Here is a 19,838-nt window from a genome sequence, read left to right on the forward strand (position 1 = left end):
TGAATATATTTGTTTATGGTTATTCGGACCATTATTGTATTGTGCTGTTATTTATACCAATATTGTATCATAATAGGCTTATATGACAATAAATTCTCCTTAAATGAAAAAGTAAGTTCCGTTTGTATATCTAAACGGAATTTAGTCCTGCAATTGCAATGGGTTCAAAAATACGGAAGTTGGTTTTCAATTTACGAATAATTCATCCTAGTAACATCACTACAAAAAAACCGCTATAATACATTTTAGCGATTTTAGTGGATGCGTCTTTATGTGTTTATTTTTGATTTTTTACTCATTCCACAGTTTTATAATGTTTATTCCTATAAAATTTCACCTCTAATCCTCTATTACTTCCTTAAGAAGTATCCTCTCCTTGAATCCACCTCGCTGCTCCAGCTTTTCCATGCGCACCCTCTGGAACTCCTCTAGGGCTATGCCCTTAAGGTCCATTATTGCGTGCATGACTTCGCCTATGTCCGCAAGCTCCTCTACAGTTCCGCTTTCTAGATACTCTTGGACTTCCTCCATGAGCTTCTTGTTAAGGAGCTCCATGTATTCTTCATCGGAAAGTATCTCCGTCACTGCTCGTTTTCCGCTCTTTTCTATTATTTCAGGAATCCTGTCTCTTACAAGCTTGTTGTGGACTGTCTTTTTCATCCCTAGCCTCCCAGTCAAATCCAATATGTATATATATAAATAATACTGCCAAATCCAGATATTATCAATATTGTAAACCGCATATATTTATGTTACCCATCGCCAAGAAAGAGACAACAAAAAATCCACCCAGAATATTTCCGGATGGATTCCCATGATGCCGCCTATACAACTATCTTGTTTCTTCCGCCGTTCTTGGCTTCGTAGAGATTCTTGTCAGCTTCAGCTATTAGCTCTGTCTTTTCTTCTCCCTGGAACTGCTTTACTCCGCCGCTTATTGTCACCTTGAAACCTTCGCCGAAGTCATGGCTTTCAATGTTTTTCCTTATCCTTTCGGCAACGGCTGCCGCGTTTGTTTTGTCCGTGTTCGGTAGCACAACCAGGAATTCCTCTCCTCCGTACCTTCCGGCTGAATCAAGTCCCCTTATTGTATTGGCTATGATACCGGCAACCTCGTTGATGACTTTATCACCAAAAACATGGCCTTTAGTGTCGTTAATCGCCTTGAATTTGTCTATGTCGAATATTGCTATGGAAAGCGGAGATTTGTTTATAGAAGCTTCGAGCACCCTGTTTTCAAGCTCGCCCATTATGGCTCTTCTATTCTTTATACCAGTGAGGGCATCTGTCTCGGCGCTTTTCCTTAGCTTTTCGTTCTTCTTTTTCAGGCTTATCTCTTGCTCTTTCTTCTGGGTGATGTCGAACACTATGCCCGACGCGAACAGGGGCTTACCTGCACTGTCCCTTTGAGTTACCTTGCCGCGGTCATAGAACCACTTCCAGCTGCCGTCCTTGGCCTGGATTCGGTATTCCACTTCATATACACTCTTTTTGCCTTTCATATGGAGCAGCATTGCATCCATGGCATTCTGATAGTCGTCAGGATGAAGCTTGTCCGTGAAAAATTGGTATGTGACTTTCTGCGGAAGTTCCTCCTTTGTATAGCCAAGAGTGGTCACCTTCAGCGGATTGAACACGACCGAGTTGGTCTGTATGTTCCAGTACCAGTGTCCCAGATTCCCTGTCCATGCAAAATCGAGTCTTGTCTCGGCTTCTTTTTCTCTCAGAAGCTCCCTGTTTAGCATTTCAAGCTCGGTTATTCTATTTACAAGCTCCTCTTTTGTCAGCTTTGAATAGTCCATGGTGCCACCTCCAAGACAGTTCGTTTAATTGCTATAGTTGCAGCTCCTCATCCCACTTTGCAAGGCCCGCCTTGTCCTGGCTTATGTCCTTGACCTCTATCTCCGGACTGAACTCGCCAAGCTTCTTCTTGAGCATGCTTGCCATTTTCAGCACGTCCTTGTTTCTTGTGGTTGACGTTCCTCTTACAATCTCATTAAGCGCTGGGTCATTGACTATAACCGTTATTTCTTCTCCATTATATTCCTTAAGTTCCTTGAGCAGTGCCATCAGTGCGAAGCCTCCTACTACTGCCGGCTTTTTGTAGTCTATAAAAACTGAATCCTTACATACAAATTCTTCGTCTTTGTATATGCTGTATATAACCTCTATGTCCTCGCCCTCGTAGCCGCTCGATATTCCCGCCATGTATGCTGTTATCATATTTTCCCTCCGATTAATGTAATTTCTAATGGCCGCCTGATTAATTCCATTCAGCTTCCGCATTACTCTAGTATATGCCATATTTTCTTTTTCGTACAGTCAAAAAGCCACCCGGAAAATCCATTTCCGAATGACTTTTTGACTTTGCTTAGTATTATTCAACGTGCATGTGCACACCTTCAAGCACGCCTGATTCGCTGTTTTCGCTTATGCTCTGTATTTTAGAGTTCTGGTTGAATTTTTTGAGGTTAACTCTTGCCTTGTTGAGGGCGCATATGTTGGCAGGGCCTCCTATGCAGCCTCCCTCGCACATCATGCCTTCTATGAAGTTGCCCTCTAGCTTTCCTACCTTTGCCATTGTGAGCGCCTTCTTGACCTCATTTATTCCGGCAACCTTTATAGGCTTGAACTGCACTTCAAGTCCGGCTTCCTCCACGTATTGGGCTATAGCTCCGCTTACGCCGCCGCCTGCCGCGAAGTTTCTGCCGAATACCGAGCCCTCGCTTACCTGCTCGTCCTCGCAGTCTGCCGGATCTATGCCGTAAGCGTTCAGAAGCGCGGAAAGCTCCTCGAAGGTCATGACGTAGTCTGTTATGCCTCTTAGGCTGTCCTTCTTGATTTCGTTCTTCTTTGCTATGCACGGTCCTATGAATACTACTGTTGCGTTCTCGTCCATTTTCTTTATCAGCTTAGCTGTGGCCATCATAGGGGACACTGTCGAAGATATGTTGGCCTTGAGCTCAGGAAATTCCTTCTCGATGTAGTTGACGAACGCAGGGCAGCAGGATGTGGTCATGAACTTGTCGCCCCTCCCGATTCTCTCAGCAAACTCCCTGCTTTCCACGGCTGTCACCATGTCTGCGCCGTATGAGGCCTCAAGTACGTCATGGAATCCCACCTGCCTTAGGGCGCTTTTCAGCTTGCCCATTGTGACTCCCTCTTCGACCTGGCTTCCGATTGCCGGAGCCACTACTGCGTATATGTTCTTGCCGCTTTTTTCCTCGAGTTTTTCTAGTATGGCTATTATGCAGCTCTTGTCCGATATTGCTCCGAAGGGGCAGGCCGTTACGCACTGGCCGCAGTTGATGCACTCTTCCTCGTTGATTATGGCCTTCCTCTGCTTACTCTCTATGCTGAGCGCCGCTGTAGGGCATGACGCCTTGCAAGGTCTTAGCACCTCTGATATGGCGTTGTACGGGCATGCCGTCTTGCAGAGGCCGCATTCCCTGCACAGGCTCTGGTTGATGTAGGCTCTTCCGTTGACCCTTACCATCGCGTTGGCCGGGCAAACGTCCATGCACTTGTGCTCTATGCAGCCCCTGCAGGCCTCTGTTACTGTGAATCTGTTTATAGGGCAGCTGTCGCACGCCGCGCTCACGATGTGGACTATCTGCTTGTAGCCCATTATGTTCTTGAGCTCGAACTCGTCCTCGGCGGCCGAGCAGCCAAGGCCAAGCTTTATCTTCTGCTCCGCTATAGCCTTCTCCTTGTATATGCAGCATCTGTAGTGCTCTTCCTGCTTGTCTACATAATCACTCGAGAGTTTTTCTATCTCGTCCTTGCTGAGTCTCTTTTCTCTGTAGAGCTTTATTATCTCCTGGAGTATTTCGCTTTTTTCCCTCTTTGTAACCGTTCCAAACTTGAACAATCCGCTCACCTCATCATGTATATTATCAATCCGACAGGTCAAATGTATTTTTGTTACGCTTTTTGTATACTGTATATATTATTATAATATACCTCGCCGAAGCTTTTGACAATAGTTTTTGCAAGGTTTTCAAGGGTTATTAATTTAACATTTAGCCTGGTTTTTTTGTACTTTTATGTACTTTGAAAGGATAAAAAAATGCCCGGCATTTGATTTTGCCGGACATTTCCGATTGCTTCAATATTATTTTTTTAACATATGCCTATTTCATCATGCTTATGGCCTTCATGACAGTCGGTATGACCTGTTTCTTCCTTGAGACTACGCCTTCTCTGAAGCCTCCCTGCTCGAAATCGCCAAGCACTGCTTTCATTATCGGGTGCTCCTCCTTGTATATAAGGTATGAGCCGTTCTTGAGAATGTCAGTTATCACAAGGAGCGTGATGTCGTAGCCGCTCTCGTGCTGCACCTTCTCGACGAAGTCTATGAACTCTTCCTTTCTTTTGAAAACCTCGTCTGTGTCGAGCGTGAACACCTGCGATATTCCAACCTTGAAGCCGTCGAGCGTGAACTCCTTGAAGTCGTTGTAGAATATCTCGTGCGTAGTCTGTCCGGAAAGCGATGTGCCCTCCCTGAACATGTCCATGGCGTAGGAGTGCGCGTCTATGCCCAGCATTTCACTCAGCTTCGCTACTGCCTTCCTGTCGCTTTCTGTAGTCGTAGGCGACTGCAGCAGCAGAGTGTCGGAGAGTATCCCCGATATGAGAAGTCCGCCAGTCTGATTGTCAAGTTCAACGCCTGCTTCGCCGTACATGCCGTAGACTATTGTGCAGGTGCTGCCCACCGGGATATTCCTGAAGGATATGGGCATTGTGGTTGATATGTCGCCTATCTTGTGGTGGTCGACAATCTCGAGTATTTCAGCCTCCTCGAGCCCCTTGGCGCTCTGGGCGTACTCGTTGTGATCAACGAGTATGACCTTCTTGCGGCCGGGGCTGAGTATGTGCCTTCTGTTGACAAAGCCCTTGTATATGTTGCCGGCCCAGACCACCGGATAGTTGGAATGCCTGTTGGTCCTCAGCTCATCGGCCAGCTCCTCCATGTATTCTGACTCCCTGAACTTTATTATGTCGTCCGATTTCATTATTGAGGACACGAAGTTGCACTGGCTGATTATCTTTGCCGTCGCGAAAGTGTCCTCGGGCGAGCTTATCATTGCAATGCCGGCGGCCGCGGCAGCATCCACGTATGCTTTAGGCACCTTGTTGCCGCCTGTTATTATTATGAGCCTCACCTTTTTTTCTATGGCCAGGTCTATTATGTCGTAGCGGTCTCCCACTATTACTATGCTGTTTTCATTCAGCAGCCCTACATTTTTGAGAGTCTCGTAGTAGAATGCGCCTATGAGGACTTCTCCGCTCACCGTGGCCTGCTTGTCCCCGGTGAGGAGCTCGGCATGCAGGTCTTCAAGCAGGTTGGACATGCTCGTGTCGAGGGTGTAGTGCTCTCCCTTTATTAGCGACATGGCGATGTCCTTCATTGTGAGTATGCCCAGCAGTCTCCTCCCGCCGTCGAGCACGGGAAGAATCTTTATGCTTTTGGCCTCCATCGTCTTGTATGCCTGCCTAATGGAGCTATTGGAAAGCACGCCCTGGGTCCTTTCGATTTCAAGGTCCTCTATTTGTATCTTCACGTTTTTTATCTTTTCGGGCATTTGGACGCCCCAGAAGTCGAGTACGTATTCCGTCTCCCTTGACACCTCGTCGAGTATGCAGGCTCTGGTGTCCATTCCGAGAATGTTTTTTAGTCTCGAGAGTGCTATGGCTGACGCCACAGAGTCCGTGTCCGGATTTTTGTGTCCGAATATAAGTATGCTCATAATTTATTCCCTACCTTGTCATTATTGCAATATGCACTCTTTATTATATTACATTTCCTGTAGAAGTCTATTGTCTTTTTCAACTTCGAGCTTTTTGCGTTCTATATAGTCGGTTGCCTTGGACTTCATGAAGTTTATGAGCTTAATTATGGTCATGTCGCTTGCGGATCCCAGCTTGATGTCGTCTATTGTGGCTATCGGCAGCACGCTTATCGAAGTGCCTGTTATGAAGGCTCCGTCAAAATCCTTTATCTCGGCTGCGGCTATTTCCTTTTCGATTACTTCTATGGAATGTTCCCTGCATATTTCAAGCAGATTTTTTCTGGTGATTCCCAGAAGCACGTTTTCTGACGGCGGTGTATAAAGCTTTCCGTCCTTTATGAAAAACAGGTTCGACCTGCTTCCCTCGGTTATGTTTCCATGCTCGTCAACAAGCAGTGCCTCGTATGCTCCGACTTTCTCCCTCTCCCTGTTTATGGCCTGCCTCTGCTCCCTGACCATCGTCTTTGCATGGGGATTTTCCCGCATCGTTTTGTAGAGCATTGTATGAACTCCGTTCTGGTACATCTCTATAGGCGGATAGAAGCTGTTTATGAAGTATGCCGCAAAATCGCACCCGCCTGCCACGAAGTTTGTAGCTACGAGCTTTATGTTCATGTTGTTTTCGCTGTTCCTCTCTATCAGCTGATTTATGACATCCTCCACAAGCTCTATGTCAAGGCTGAAGGTGTGTCCCAGAAGCTTTGCCGAATTTCTCATCCTCTCGACATGATCCTCAATATATACTGCGACGCCGTCCCTTATTCTCACTACCTCGTATACAGTGTCGCCCCACATGTACTCGAGCGGATTGATCTCCTTTGTTGACATGAACTTTCCATTCAGGTAGATGTAGTTTCTGATGGCTTCGTTTTTCATTTTGTTCTCCTCCCCGGATATATCATTTTTTTTATGTAGATTGACTTTTGTTTGTTCATTTGTGTATTAATAATATTATAATTGCTTTATAGGATATATACCAACTTAAGGGCCCCAACATAACAACTTTTATTTTTAAAGGAGGCTTTCATGGAAAAAAAATATATACTCTCACTCGACCAGGGCACCACTAGCTCGAGGGCCATTCTCTTCGACAATTCGGCAAGTGTCGTTGGCATTGCGCAAAAGGAGTTTCCCCAAATATACCCCAAACCCGGCTGGGTGGAGCATGACCCAATGCAAATATGGGGCTCTCAAAGCGGCGTTGCCAGCGAGGTCATTGAAAGCTGCGGTATAAGCGCGGCTGAAATTGCTTCTATTGGAATCACTAATCAGCGTGAGACTACTGTTGTGTGGGAGAAGGCCACCGGCAGGCCCATATGCAACGCCATAGTCTGGCAGTGCAGAAGGAGCGCCGCCATATGCGAGGAGCTAAGGCTCAGCGGGCTCGAGGACTACGTGCGTGAAAGCACCGGACTTGTGCTGGATGCGTATTTTTCGGGGACGAAGCTGTCATGGATACTAAGTCACGTGGAGGGCGCAAGGGAGAGGGCACAGCAGGGCGAGCTGCTCTTTGGCACAATAGACACCTGGCTGCTCTGGAACCTCACCCGCGGCAAGGTGCATGCCACCGACTATTCAAACGCTTCAAGGACTATGCTTTTCAACATAAACACGCTGGACTGGGACGATGTGATGCTAAAGGAGCTGGGCATACCAAGATGCATGCTGCCGCAGGTTCTCCCCTCCAGCCATGTATACGGCTATGCGGACAGCGGACCTTTCCACGGGCAGTCTATCCCAATAAGCGGCATAGCGGGAGACCAGCAGTCGGCGCTTTTCGGCCAGATGTGCGCAAAGCCCGGGATGGCAAAAAACACATACGGCACCGGCTGCTTCATGCTGATGAATACGGGCGAGAGGCCGATAGTTTCAAAGAGCGGCCTACTGACTACTATAGCCTGGGGCCTCGGTGGCAAGGTCGAATACGCACTCGAGGGGAGCATTTTCATGGGCGGGGCCTCGATTCAGTGGCTGCGCGACGAGCTCGGACTCATAAACGACGCGGGGGACAGCGAGTATTTCGCCGGCAAGGTGGAGGACACGGGCGGCGTCTATCTTGTGCCGGCCTTCACGGGTCTTGGTGCGCCTTACTGGGACATGTACGCGCGGGGCACTATAACCGGCCTAACACGCGGGAGCAACAGAAACCACATAATACGGGCTGCCCTGGAATCAATCGCATACCAGACCAGGGACGTTCTGGACGCCATGCAGCGGGATTCAGGCATAAGCCTTAGGGAGCTTCGCGTCGACGGCGGCGCTGTCTCCAACAACCTGCTCATGCAGTTCCAGTCGGACATGCTGGGCGTTTGCGTTAAAAGGCCCAGGGTTTCCGAGACTACCGCACTTGGGGCCGCATATCTATCGGGGCTAGCCAGCGGCTTCTGGGACGGCGTTTCCGACATTGAAAGCAGGTGGAGCCTTGACCGCGAGTTCTCGCCGCATATGGATCCGCAAAAGCGCGAGCTGCTCTACTCCGGCTGGAAAAGGGCCGTGGAGCGGGCCATGAAGTGGGAAGAGGCATAACGCACTCCTATTCCAGTGCGTAATCGATGAAATAGGCAAGGGCCCGCAAATGCGGGCCCTTAAAGGTTCTACTGTGTTAGCGATTGCTATTTGATATCGCCATGATCCTCGTGGTCTGTCGTTTCGACCACCCTATTGTGGTTGTCCACGAATACAACCTTAGGTTTGAATGTCTTCACCTCTTCGCTGTCGAGCCAGCAGTAGGCTATTATAATAACGCTGTCCCCGGGATGCACATGCCTTGCGGCCGCTCCATTCAGACAGATTACGCCGCTGTCCCTCTCGCCTTCTATGACGTATGTCTCGAGTCTGGCGCCGTTGTTGTTGTTAACTATCTGGACTCTCTCGCCGGGAAGTATTCCCGCCGCGTCCATAAGTGTCCTGTCTATAGTTATGCTGCCCACATAGTTGAGGTTGGCCTCTGTAACTGTGGCCCTGTGTATCTTGCCTTTGAACATGTTTAGAAACATACTTCTATACCTCCGCGACTATATTGTCTATTAGTCTTGTCTTGCCTATCTTTACGGCTATTGCGATGAGCGCCCTGTCGCTTATGAAGCTTAGCGGCTCCATTGTATCCGGGTCTACTATTTCTATATAGTCTATGCTTGCGCTTTCTATTCCGCTAAATCTTGATTCAATATAGCGTCTTACCGCGTCTGCGCTCTTCTCTCCCGCCGATATCAGGCCCACTGCTCCAAACAAAGATGATGACAGCGTCAGCGCATCCTGCCTCTCGCTCGGGCTAAGGTAGGTGTTTCTCGAGCTCAGGGCCAGTCCGTCGGCTTCCCTTACTATAGGACAAGCTATCACCTGCACATCCTGGTTCATGTCCCTTACCATCTTCTTTATTACCGCCACTTGCTGGGCGTCCTTTTGTCCAAAGTATGCGCGCTCTGGCCTTACTATATTGAAGAGCTTTGTCACCACTGTCGCAACGCCCCTAAAGTGTATAGGCCTTGACTTGCCGCAAAGGCCTGCAGTCACGCCGCCTTCAACTGTGACATATGTGGAATAGTCCTGCGGATACATCTCGCTCGATTCGGGTGCAAACACCACGTCGACTCCGGCCTCCTCGCAGAGCTTAAGGTCCCTTTCAAGGTCCCTCGGATACGAGTCAAGATCCTCTGTAGGCCCAAACTGCGTCGGGTTCACGAATATGCTCACCGCCAGAAAGTCATTCTCTTTCCTGGCCTTTTTCATAAGCGATATGTGGCCTTCGTGCAGGTATCCCATTGTAGGCACAAAGCCTACGCTCTTGTCTTCCCTGGATGCTCCTCTTGTTATGGCCTTGATCTCTTCAATCTTGCGCACTAGCTGCATAAAAATTCCTCCAGTTTATTTTTCCTAGTATAGCTTGCTGAGTGTTTCATCATCTATTTTGAAGGTGTGCTTTTCCTCGGGGAATGACTTCTCCTGCACCTCTTGAATATACATCTTTGCGGCCTTTTCTATCTGCTCACCCACCAGTGCGTATCTTTTGGCGAATTTAGGCACCATGTCGCTGTACATGCCTGCCATGTCGTGCATTACGAGCACCTGGCCATCGCAATCATTGCCGGCCCCTATTCCTATTGTTGGTATGCTGAGTTTTTCGCTTATTAGCTTTGCCAGCTTTGCAGGCACGCATTCAAGCACTATGGCAAAAACTCCCCCCTCCTGCAGCATAAGCGCATCCTCTATTATTGCCCTGGCCTGCTCTTCGCTCTTGCCCTGCACCTTGAAGCCGCCCATCATGTTAACCGACTGCGGCGTCAGGCCAAGGTGTCCGACTACAGGTATCTTGGCGTCCAGTATTGCCCTTATCTGCTTAAGTACTTCCCTGCCACCCTCTAGCTTTACTGCATGCACACCGCCTTCCTGCACGAGCCTGCCCGCGTTCCTTACGCTCTCCTCTACGCTCACGTGGTATGAAAGGAATGGCATGTCTCCTATTATGAGGGCTCTTTTGGCTCCTCTTGATACAGCCTTGCAGTGGTGTATCATGTCCTCCAAAGTGACCTGGAGCGTGTTCTCGTAGCCGAGCACCACCATTCCAAGAGAGTCTCCTATTAGCAGGCTGTCAACTCCGGCCGTGTCGAGCAGCTTGGCCGTTGTGTAATCGTACGCTGTCAGCATTGAAATCTTTCTGCCTTCTCTCTTTGATTCCATAAAAGAACTAACTGTAAATTTGTCTTTATTCATGTCTGCCGCGCTCCTTTAGAATTTTTTCGATTTCAACCAGCCTTTCTGGACTTTGGATGGTTTTGCCCGCTATCTGTGCTGCCCTAAGGCCCAATTCGCAGTAGAGCCTTTGCACATTTTCAAGCGCCGACTCTTCAAGAGCCGCCATGTGCCGCCTTACTGTGTCGGCGTCACCTCTGGCAATGGGGCCTGTGAGCGATTTTTCAATGCCAAGGAGTGATATGTTGTCGAGTGTGCCGTCGGCGAGCGGCCTCATCGCCTCGAAGGCCCGTGCTTTGTCGATGCCAATGTGCTCCATTATCTCGAGTACGCATGAAAAGAGCGAGACTGCGTAGTTGGATGCAAAGCATGCCGCAGCATGATAGAGAGGCTTGCTCTCCTTGCTTATCTTGAAACAGCTGTTGCCTGTGCTTTCAAGCAGCCCCTCTATTACTGTCAGTCCTTCGCCCTCGCCTTCAAGCGTGAATACTGTCCTGTGGAGCTTCTCGGCGGCCTCCTGCGGATCTGCAAACGACTGCAGCGGATGGAGCGAAGCGATTGAGCTTCCCGCCTCCCTGGCGCTTTGCAGCTCCTGCGATGAGAGCGCACCGCTAAGGTGCACCACCGTGTGACTTTCCGTAAAAAGTCCTGCCGCGGCCATCTGCTCACACACGCTTCTTATGCTTCCGTCCGGCGTGGCTATGAAAATCAAGTCCGAACCCTCAGCAACCTGCCTCGCATCGCACGCTTTCGAGGCCGTTATTCTCGCGGCCTTCTGTGCCGAGGCTGCACTTTTGCTGCTGTAGCCTGTGATTTCAAAGCCGCAGCTTACAAGGTATATTCCCAGTGCCGTGGCCGTCTTGCCTGCGCCGACAAATCCTATTCTCAGACCCACAACTTCATCTCCCTTGGCTTTTATCCATAAAAAAAGCTCTTTTTATTTTCGATTTGAATCGAAGATAAAAAGAGCTTGTCATTCCAAATAAACACGCCTTAAACAGCCTGTTGCATAACATGTGCCCCAGCGGCTGTAAAACTTGTTCTCTCTTCAGTCTCCGTCCAGAAGGATCAAAGCAGAAATTGAATTTTAGTGTGATTTCAAATCGAGTTCGACTCCTGCGGATGCCGTCTCAGCAATATTTTAACATACTCTTAAAGATGCTACAAATATTATTTTTCCGAGTCTAATATTCGGAATTTTCCGCCAAAATCACATATCATTCTGTCTGCTTCTATCTGAGCTGTGCCGAAGAGCTGCTTAGTGCTATTCCGTTTCAATCATGTCAAGGTAGGCCTGGTTGTTGCTTTTTGATATGTATATGCCCGTTGCAATTATGTTCGTTATTTCCTCGGCCATCTCGTATACAAGCCCAAGCCGGGTGCACTGGAGCACCATGTTCTCCATGCCAAGCGCCGAACCCACGTTGACTACGCCGTATATCGATATATTGCCCACTGATGCTATGTCCTTGCCCACTCCCGCTCCGGGCCGCAGGCCTCCGCTTCTTAGCACTATTCTCCCGACTTCATCCGTCCTTCCAAGGCTCGCGTCTATTGCCACCACGAAGCAGTCTGATGCTGTATAGTGCTGGTGGAACTTGTCAAGATTCAGAGCGTGCAGCGGCTCCTTGAGCGTGCCTACAATCTCGAACTCGTCATATCTTCTTAGCCTTGAAGAGAGCATGTGTCCCACAAGCGGTCCCAGACTGTCTCCTGTGCTTCTGTCGCTGCCTATGCACGCAAAGACTATCCGCTTTTTCCCGTCGATAGCCCCTTTTATGCTCTTTGCGAATCTGAAAACCATCTGGGTCTTTTCTCCGAACACCGTTCTCCCCCCTCTGCGTATAAAAGTCTTAATTATATACCCAAACGGCGATGGTGTTAAAACCACTCAGTTTTCATATTGCTGCGTTATATCGAAGGTGACAGCCCAAGCCCCGAAAGCAGCCTTTTGTCCTCTTGTATGTTGCTGCCTACCGAGGTCAGGTAGTCGCCCACTATCGCTGCGCTTGCGCAGCATCTGAAGCCCTCGCCCTGCATGTCTCCAAGCAGCATCCTGCCGCCGGCGAATCTTATGTGTGCCATAGGCAGGATTAGCTTCATTACCGCCATTGTCTTTAGAATCTCTTCCTTTGTCAGACAAGGCGAATTCTCGAGCGGCGTCCCCTTTACAGGCATTAGTATGTTTACTGGCACCGATTTTATTCCAAGGCCTGACGCCTCCATTGCCATGTCGATGCGGTCAGGCCGGCTCTCTCCAAGCCCTATTATGCCACCGCAACAAACGTCAAGCCCGGCTTTCTGCGCCGCTCTTATCGTATCCAGCCGGTCGTCGTACGTGTGGGTTGTGCATATGCTCTCGTAGTTGCTTCTTGAGGTTTCTATGTTGTGGTGGTATGTGCTGACACCGGCCTGCCTGAGCTCTCTTGCCTGGCTAAGGTCTATTATTCCGTGGGAAGCGCAAAGCATGAGGCTTGTGTCCTCCGACAGCCTGCTGTATATTGAGCAGAGCGCCTCTAGCTCATCATCGCTTTCTATGCCCCTGCCGCTTGTGACAAGCGAGAATTTCCTTACGCCCTTGCTCTCGGCCTCCCTGGCATTTTCCAGTATCTCGTCATAGCTCAAAAGGCCGTATTCGTCAGAGCCGGTCGCGTAATGCGCTGACTGCGAGCAGTACTTGCAGTCCTCGGAGCATCTGCCTGATTTGGCGTTTATTATGCTGCAAAATTCGACGCTGTTTTTGAAGCTGCTTTCCTTGACCTTTCTTGCCGCTTCGAGCAGCTCCTGGAACAGCTCCTGCGAGGAGTCTGCAATTTCAAAAAGTCTTATTGCCTCGTCTCTTGTGATTTTTTCTCCTGCAATTGATTTGTTTTCTATTTCCCTTATGAATTGCCTCATATAGTCCTCCTACGCTCCATCTTTTGCTGGCTTTTCTAGCTGGCTCTGGCATAGCCTGCGCGCCTAAGCGCCGGAACCACATATACGGCAGTGGCTGCAATCAATACGCTCTGCAGCAAATCAGTGGTGATGTAAGGCAGGAATCCCGCTGCTATCGCGGCCTGTACGCTCATGGCCTTGCCCATGTAAAGGTTTACAATCATGTAGAGATAGCTCACGCCTACCAGATAAACGAATGCAAGTCCTGCTATGACTGCAGGAAGCACGCTCTTGAAACTGATCTTCTTTTGATTTTCAGTAAACTTTCCAACTATATACGAGCAGCCCATGAAACCGAGCAGGTATCCAAAAGTAGGCTGGAAGATGTATGTAAGTCCTCCGCCGTTTGCAAATATAGGTATGCCCGCAAGACCTATGCCCACGTAGAGCAGCTGCGAATAGAGGCCGTGCCTTGAACCCAGGAACATTCCCGCGTATGCGCAAAATATGAACTGCATCGTGAAAGGAACTATCGGCGTTGGTATCTTTATGAATGCGCCTATTGCAGTGAGTGCTGCGAACATTGAAATAAGTATCATGTCTCTTGTTTGAATTTTCATGTTTCTTTTCTCCTCCCAATTTGTAAACCAATATTTTTATTATAGTTTACATTCAGGCGCGCCCATTGTCAACACCATTTACATTTCAAGTTTACAATAGATATTTACAGCCTGCAAAAAGCCGGCTGATTGTCGCTTCAGCCGGCCCTGATTTACAAAAGCATTTTCAGTTAATTATATGGTAGCTTTGCTGCTCCTTGCGGCCTATTTGCCCAGGTTGTATATTTCCACGCTGTCTGCGCTCATGTCTCTTTTTTTGATTTCAAGCAGCGCCTTTACCGTATCGAGCGATGTGAGCACCTCCACTGAGGACTCTATGGCCGCCCTTCTTATCCTGAAGCCGTCTCTTTTGGAGTCGTTGCCCTTTGTAGGCGTGTTTATCACAAAATCTATCATTCCGCTTCTTATCATATCGAGTATGTTAGGTACGCCTTCGCTTATTTTCTTGACCTGCATCACTTGTATGCTGTTCTCAGACAGCATCTTGGCGGTGCCTTCTGTGGCCATGAAATTGTACCCAATCTCCTCGAAGCCCTTGGCTATAGGCACGAATTCCTGCTTGTCGTGAGGCTTTATTGTAGCAAGTATGTTCTTTGTCTTGCTCTCTACATTCATTCCAGCCGCTATGAAGCCCTTGTAGAGCGCCTCCTGGAGCGTTCTGCCCACTCCAAGCACCTCTCCTGTCGATCTCATCTCAGGTCCAAGGCTCACCTCCACCTGAGGCAGCTTCTCTGTCGAGAATACAGGCACCTTGACTGCTATGAGCTCCGATTCCTTGTATATGCCTGTGCCATATCCGAGACCTGAAAGCTTCTCGCCCAGCATTATCCTTGTTGCAAGCTCGACTATAGGCACTCCGGTAACCTTGCTTATATAAGGCACTGTACGGCTCGAACGAGGATTGACCTCTATGATGTAGAGCTCGGATTCAAATTCGATGAACTGTATGTTTATCATGCCTGTGACCTGGAGCTCTTTGGCTATCTTTCTTGTGTAGTCGAGAACGGCGTCCTTTATTCTTTCAGAAACGTTCTGGCTTGGGTATATTGTTATGCTGTCCCCCGAGTGGACACCTGCCCTTTCAAGGTGCTCCATTATGCCGGGTATCAGCACTTCCTCGCCGTCGCATATCGCATCGACTTCTATCTCCCTGCCTGTAAGGTACCTGTCTATGAGCACCGGATTCTTGCAGTCAGCTTCAAAGGCATTCCTGAGGTAGTGCATAAGCTCCGTCTCTTCGTAGGTTATCTCCATGCCCTGTCCGCCAAGCACGTAGGAAGGCCTTACAAGCACTGGATATCCTATTTTCATCGCCTCCTGCAGACCCTCGTCGACGCTCCATACGCCCTTGCCCTTAGGCCTCTTTATGGAAAGCTTTTCAAGCAGCTCGTCGAACTTTTCCCTGTCCTCTGCGGCGTCTATCATCTGCGGCTTGGTGCCGAGTATAGGAACATTCTTCTCATCCAGGAACTTGGCGAGCTTTATGGCCGTCTGTCCGCCGAACTGGAGTATGACTCCGTCCGGTTTCTCCTTTTCTATTATGCTCAGCACGTCCTCTTCTGTAAGCGGCTCGAAGTAGAGCTTGTCCGATATGTCGAAGTCCGTGCTGACTGTCTCGGGATTGTTGTTTACTATTATGGTCTCTATGCCCAGCTTCTTGAGTGCCATGACGCAATGCACGCTGCAGTAGTCGAACTCTATGCCCTGTCCTATCCTTATCGGTCCCGAGCCTATTACCATTACCTTCTTCTTGTCGCTCACCTCGACCTCGTCGTACTCGTCGTATGTCGAGTAGTAGTAAGGCGAGAGCGCCTCAAACTCTCCGGCGCAGGTGTCAACCATCTTGTATACGGGCATTATGTTCCACATCTTTCTCATCTCGTATATGTGGTTAGGCGATACGCCCATGAATTTCGCTATGGCCTTGTCTGAGAAGCCTTTTTTCTTGAGAAGAAGCAGCCAGTCCTTGCCCATTGCATCTAAGCTGGCACCCTTTAGCTTCTCTTCCTGCTCGACTATCCATTTAATCTTGTTTATGAAGAACTCGTCCATGCCCGTTATCTCGCACACCTTCTCGAGCCTGTAGTCTCTTCTTATCATCTCGGCTATGTCGAATATCCTCTCGTCATCCGGAACTACCACTCTTTCCTTTAGCTCCTTGAGGGTTCTGCCCTTTGAGGCCTCAAGCTCGAGCCCAAACTGTCCTATCTCCAGGGATCTTACGCCTTTCAGGAAGGCCGACTCGAAATTGTTGCCTATCGCCATGACTTCTCCAGTTGCCATCATCTTAGTGCCCAGAAGCTTCTTGGCTCCCTTGAATTTGTCAAAAGGCCACTTTGGTATCTTTACTACCACGTAGTCGAGCGAAGGCTCAAAGCAAGCGTATGTCTTTTGAGTGACTGCATTTTTGATCTCGTCCAGGCCGTAGCCAAGGGCTATCTTGGCCGCAACCTTGGCTATTGGGTAGCCTGTAGCCTTTGATGCAAGCGCCGAGGAGCGCGAAACCCTAGGGTTTATCTCTATTACGGCGTACTCGAAGCTCTCCGGATGAAGCGCGAACTGCACGTTGCAGCCGCCTTCCACCTTTATGGCGTTAATTATGTCTATGGCTGCGCTTCTTAGCATCTGGTGCTCCTTGTCGGAGAGCGTCTGCGTCGGCGCCACTACAATGCTGTCTCCCGTGTGGACTCCCACAGGGTCTATGTTTTCCATGTTGCACACTGTTATGCAGTTGCCCATGGCGTCTCTCATTACCTCATACTCTATCTCTTTCCAGCCTTTAATGCATTTTTCAAGCAAGACCTGGCCTACGCGGCTTAGCGAAAGCCCCTGGGCGAGTATTTCGGCAAGCTCCTGCTCGTCCTCAGCTATTCCGCCGCCTGTGCCTCCAAGGGTGTACGCCGGCCTTACTACGACCGGATAGCCTATCTTGGATGCGAAGGCGTGGCCTTCCTCTATGCTTGTGACTATCTCACTTTCTATTACAGGCTGGCTGATCCTCTCCATGAGCTTCTTGAAGCCTTCCCTGTCTTCGCCTTCCTTTATGGCTTCAACTGAGGTTCCTATGACACGAACTCCGTACTTTTCGAGTATGCCCGCATCGTGGAGCTCCACCGCCATGTTGAGGCCTGTCTGTCCGCCCATTCCTGCAAGCAGGCTGTCTGGTTTTTCCTTGGCTATTACCTTCTCTATGAATTCTATATTTATTGGCTCTATATACACCTTGTCGGCGATTTCTCTGTCTGTCATTATTGTGGCCGGGTTGCTGTTGACAAGCACAACCTCTATGCCTTCCTCTTTGAGCGCCTGGCAGGCCTGAGTGCCCGAATAGTCGAATTCTGCCGCCTGGCCTATTACTATTGGTCCCGACCCTATTACTAAAACCTTCTTTATGCTGTTGTCCTTTGGCATCGTCTTCCCCCCCTTAAATCATTTCTACGAATCTGTTGAATATAACATCCTGCATGTCCCTTGGTCCAGGGCATGCCTCCGGGTGGTACTGCACGCTGAACACCGGAAGAGTCTTGTGCTTCATGCCCTCCACAGTACCGTCGTTCATGCTTATGTGCGTGACCTCCATGTCCTGAGGAAGAGTGTCCACGTAGTAGCCGTGGTTTTGTGATGTGATATACACCCTTCCCGTCTCTAGATCCTTTACAGGGTGGTTGCAGCCTCTGTGTCCGAACTTTAGCTTTGCTGTGCTGCCGCCGAAGGCCCATGCCAGCAGCTGGTGGCCAAGGCATATGCCTATTACAGGCTTGCTTTCTGCCACAGTCTTTATCATATCCACAATCTCCGGAAGGTCCGCAGGATCTCCGGGTCCGTTTGAAAGGAAGAGTGCGTCAGGATTTACGGAGAGTATCTCCTGCGCACTTGAAAACGCAGGGAAAACAGTCAGCTTACAGCCCCTTTTCTGGAAGGACCTTAGTATGTTGGCCTTTATGCCGCAGTCAAGCACGGCGATGTGTTTATTGACGCCTTCTATCACGTAAGGCTCCTTGACCGAAACCGTCCTTACTGCCTCCCTGTTGCAGAAGGCATCAAGTCTTTCCTTTACCTCGCTCTGAGTGAGGTCCTTGAGCGTTATTATGCCCTTCATTGTACCGTGGTTTCGCAGTATCTTTGTAAGCGCCCTTGTGTCTATGCCCTCAAGGCCCATTATTCCATTTTGCCTCAGGTAGCCGTCGAGCTTCATTTCGTATCTGAAGTTGTTGGGGTTGTCGCACTTTTCCCTGACTATGAACGCTTTTACCTTTGCCGAAGACGACTCCATGTCCTCGAGGTTTATGCCGTAGTTGCCCACAAGCGGGTATGTCATAGTTACTATCTGGCCGTAATATGAAGGGTCTGTCAGCACCTCCTCGTATCCTGTCATACCCGTGTTGAACACGACCTCGCCCACACTCTCGTGTATGTGTCCGAATGCGCTGCCCTCAAATACAACGCCGTTTTCCAGTATAAGTTTTGCTTTCATATATTATGGCCTCCCTCTCTACGCAGAAAAAGGACAGCCAAGAGAATTGTAGCTTCTCTTTTCTGTCCTTTTTATATCATTATTAATCACAAAAAAAGGCATGCACGCCATACCGATTTTGCCATCTATTGATTTTTTCACATCAAAAAAACGCGCAGTTATGCACTTCATAACTTGTCATCTCCCTTTCTGGCCTCTCTGGACCAATTTAAAGCTAAATAACAGACTTATGGAATATGTTCTTGTATTTGCATTGTAGTTAATTTTAGTTTATACAGGCACTTTTGTCAACAGCATATTTCGCATTATTTTTGTACACAAAAAGCCCCGGGTATATGGAATGCTGTAAACGCATGCCGTACTCCCGGGACTGATTTACTAACCCTGCATTTGAGCTTGAACAGCTGTTATAGCTACTGTTCCAACTATGTCAGCGGCTGAGCAGCCTCTTGAAAGGTCATTGACAGGCTTGGCAAGTCCCTGAGTAGCAGGTCCGTATGCCTCAGCCTTTGCAAGTCTTTGCACAAGCTTGTAGCCTATGTTTCCAGCATTTATGTCAGGGAATATAAGCACGTTGGCTTTTCCTGCAACTTCGCTGTTTGGAGATTTTTGCTTTCCAACCTTCTCAACTATTGCAGCATCAAGCTGAAGCTCTCCGTCAAGCTTAAGGTCTGGAGCCAGCTCTCTTGCTATCTTAGTAGCCTCTACAACCTTGTCCACCTTCTCGTGAGATGCGCTTCCCATTGTCGAGAATGAAAGCATTGCAACAGTAGGGTCTCCTCCCACTAGTGCCTTGTATGAATTTGCAGAGCTTATGGCTATGTGGGCCATTTCTTCCGCTGTCGGGTCTATGTTAAGTGCGCAGTCTGCAAATACGAAAGTTCCGTTGTCGCCGAATTCGCAGTTAGGAACCTGCATAACAAAGAATGTAGATACTATCTTTGTTCCAGGAGCCGTCTTTATTATCTGAAGCGCTGGTCTTAGTATGTCTGCAGTCGAGTGTATAGCTCCTGCAACCATTCCGTCTGCAAGACCTTTCTTTACAAGCATGCAGCCGAAGAATACAGGATCAAGCATTGCAGCTGCAGCCTTCTCCTCAGTCATTCCCTTGGCTTTTCTCATCTCATAGAAAGTCTGCACGAAATCTTCAGTATACTCAGAATTGGCAGGGTCTATGAAAGTAGCCTTGTCGATTTCAAAGCCGTTTGCAAGCTTCATTATCTCATCCTTGTTGCCCACAAGTATGACATTTGCTATCTCTTCCTTGAGTATTGTGGCAGTTGCCTCAAGAGTTCTTATCTCAAGAGCTTCTGGAAGTACTATTGTTTTCTTCTGGCTTCTTGCAGTTTCCTTGATTTTTTCTAGAAAATTCACGAAAAATCCCCC

Annotated in this window: 18 protein-coding genes; 1 reads left to right on the forward strand and 17 read right to left on the reverse strand. The window is 48.8% G+C overall.

What is annotated here, in order from left to right:
• Nucleotides 1–339: 339 nt before the first annotated feature.
• The 6 genes from GT589_RS08135 to GT589_RS08160 all read right to left on the reverse strand — a co-directional run bounded on the left by GT589_RS08135 (nucleotide 340) and on the right by GT589_RS08160 (nucleotide 6,668).
• Nucleotides 340–660, reverse strand: coding sequence for a nucleoside triphosphate pyrophosphohydrolase (locus GT589_RS08135; protein ID WP_293398172.1), 321 nt, complete (start codon nucleotides 658–660; stop codon nucleotides 340–342).
• A 164-nt stretch (nucleotides 661–824) separates the two neighbouring features.
• Complete coding sequence (locus GT589_RS08140) at nucleotides 825–1,802, reverse strand: GGDEF domain-containing protein (RefSeq protein WP_293398173.1); 978 nt, start codon at nucleotides 1,800–1,802, stop codon at nucleotides 825–827.
• Between the two features lie 31 nt (nucleotides 1,803–1,833).
• Entirely contained in the window at nucleotides 1,834–2,223 is a 390-nt protein-coding gene (locus tag GT589_RS08145) for a hypothetical protein (RefSeq protein ID WP_293398174.1), read from the reverse strand.
• Nucleotides 2,224–2,377: 154 nt separating this feature from the next.
• Nucleotides 2,378–3,871 carry a 4Fe-4S dicluster domain-containing protein gene (locus GT589_RS08150; RefSeq protein WP_293398175.1) on the reverse strand — a complete coding sequence of 498 codons (1,494 nt, stop codon included), beginning with the start codon at nucleotides 3,869–3,871 and terminating at the stop codon, nucleotides 2,378–2,380.
• 262 nt (nucleotides 3,872–4,133) lie between these two features.
• Nucleotides 4,134–5,750, reverse strand: coding sequence for a putative manganese-dependent inorganic diphosphatase (locus tag GT589_RS08155; RefSeq protein ID WP_293398176.1), 1,617 nt, complete (start codon nucleotides 5,748–5,750; stop codon nucleotides 4,134–4,136).
• 48 nt (nucleotides 5,751–5,798) lie between these two features.
• Entirely contained in the window at nucleotides 5,799–6,668 is an 870-nt protein-coding gene (locus GT589_RS08160; RefSeq protein WP_293398177.1) for an aminotransferase class IV, read from the reverse strand.
• A 150-nt stretch (nucleotides 6,669–6,818) separates the two neighbouring features.
• Here GT589_RS08160 and glpK point away from each other — a divergent pair, with 150 nt between their 5' ends.
• A complete protein-coding gene (gene glpK / locus GT589_RS08165) occupies nucleotides 6,819–8,318 on the forward strand; it encodes a glycerol kinase GlpK (protein ID WP_293398178.1) in 1,500 nt (499 codons plus the stop codon).
• 86 nt (nucleotides 8,319–8,404) lie between these two features.
• On the opposite strand, the gene panD is transcribed toward glpK, so the two are convergent.
• From panD to pta, 11 genes are all read right to left on the reverse strand, one after another.
• Nucleotides 8,405–8,788: an aspartate 1-decarboxylase gene (gene panD / locus GT589_RS08170; protein WP_293398179.1), complete on the reverse strand. Its 384-nt coding sequence runs from the start codon at nucleotides 8,786–8,788 to the stop codon at nucleotides 8,405–8,407.
• A 4-nt stretch (nucleotides 8,789–8,792) separates the two neighbouring features.
• Nucleotides 8,793–9,641 carry a pantoate--beta-alanine ligase gene (gene panC / locus GT589_RS08175; protein WP_293398180.1) on the reverse strand — a complete coding sequence of 283 codons (849 nt, stop codon included), beginning with the start codon at nucleotides 9,639–9,641 and terminating at the stop codon, nucleotides 8,793–8,795.
• 24 nt (nucleotides 9,642–9,665) lie between these two features.
• Complete coding sequence (gene panB / locus GT589_RS08180; protein ID WP_293398181.1) at nucleotides 9,666–10,502, reverse strand: 3-methyl-2-oxobutanoate hydroxymethyltransferase; 837 nt, start codon at nucleotides 10,500–10,502, stop codon at nucleotides 9,666–9,668.
• Nucleotides 10,495–11,376 (reverse strand): Rossmann-like and DUF2520 domain-containing protein, encoded by an 882-nt coding sequence (locus GT589_RS08185; protein WP_293398182.1) that lies wholly within the window; start codon nucleotides 11,374–11,376, stop codon nucleotides 10,495–10,497. Before GT589_RS08185 ends, panB begins: the two co-directional genes overlap by 8 nt.
• 369 nt (nucleotides 11,377–11,745) lie before the next feature.
• Complete coding sequence (gene yyaC / locus GT589_RS08190; protein WP_293398183.1) at nucleotides 11,746–12,306, reverse strand: spore protease YyaC; 561 nt, start codon at nucleotides 12,304–12,306, stop codon at nucleotides 11,746–11,748.
• A gap of 86 nt (nucleotides 12,307–12,392) precedes the next feature.
• Nucleotides 12,393–13,379, reverse strand: a complete 987-nt coding sequence (gene bioB, locus GT589_RS08195) for a biotin synthase BioB (protein WP_293398184.1) — start codon at nucleotides 13,377–13,379, stop codon at nucleotides 12,393–12,395.
• A 35-nt stretch (nucleotides 13,380–13,414) separates the two neighbouring features.
• On the reverse strand, nucleotides 13,415–13,978 hold the full coding sequence (locus tag GT589_RS08200) for a biotin transporter BioY (RefSeq protein WP_293398185.1): 564 nt from the start codon (nucleotides 13,976–13,978) through the stop codon (nucleotides 13,415–13,417).
• 204 nt (nucleotides 13,979–14,182) lie between these two features.
• Nucleotides 14,183–17,389, reverse strand: a complete 3,207-nt coding sequence (gene carB / locus GT589_RS08205; RefSeq protein WP_293398186.1) for a carbamoyl-phosphate synthase large subunit — start codon at nucleotides 17,387–17,389, stop codon at nucleotides 14,183–14,185.
• Between the two features lie 13 nt (nucleotides 17,390–17,402).
• Nucleotides 17,403–18,452, reverse strand: a complete 1,050-nt coding sequence (locus GT589_RS08210; RefSeq protein ID WP_293398187.1) for a carbamoyl phosphate synthase small subunit — start codon at nucleotides 18,450–18,452, stop codon at nucleotides 17,403–17,405.
• 18 nt (nucleotides 18,453–18,470) lie between these two features.
• Nucleotides 18,471–18,623: a hypothetical protein gene (locus tag GT589_RS08215; protein WP_293398188.1), complete on the reverse strand. Its 153-nt coding sequence runs from the start codon at nucleotides 18,621–18,623 to the stop codon at nucleotides 18,471–18,473.
• Between the two features lie 207 nt (nucleotides 18,624–18,830).
• Nucleotides 18,831–19,826 carry a phosphate acetyltransferase gene (pta, locus tag GT589_RS08220; RefSeq protein ID WP_293398189.1) on the reverse strand — a complete coding sequence of 332 codons (996 nt, stop codon included), beginning with the start codon at nucleotides 19,824–19,826 and terminating at the stop codon, nucleotides 18,831–18,833.
• Between the last annotated feature and the right edge of the window lie 12 nt (nucleotides 19,827–19,838).

The sequence above is a fragment of the Peptoclostridium sp. genome (assembly GCF_009881055.1).
Lineage (GTDB): Bacteria > Bacillota > Clostridia > Peptostreptococcales > Peptostreptococcaceae > Peptoclostridium_A.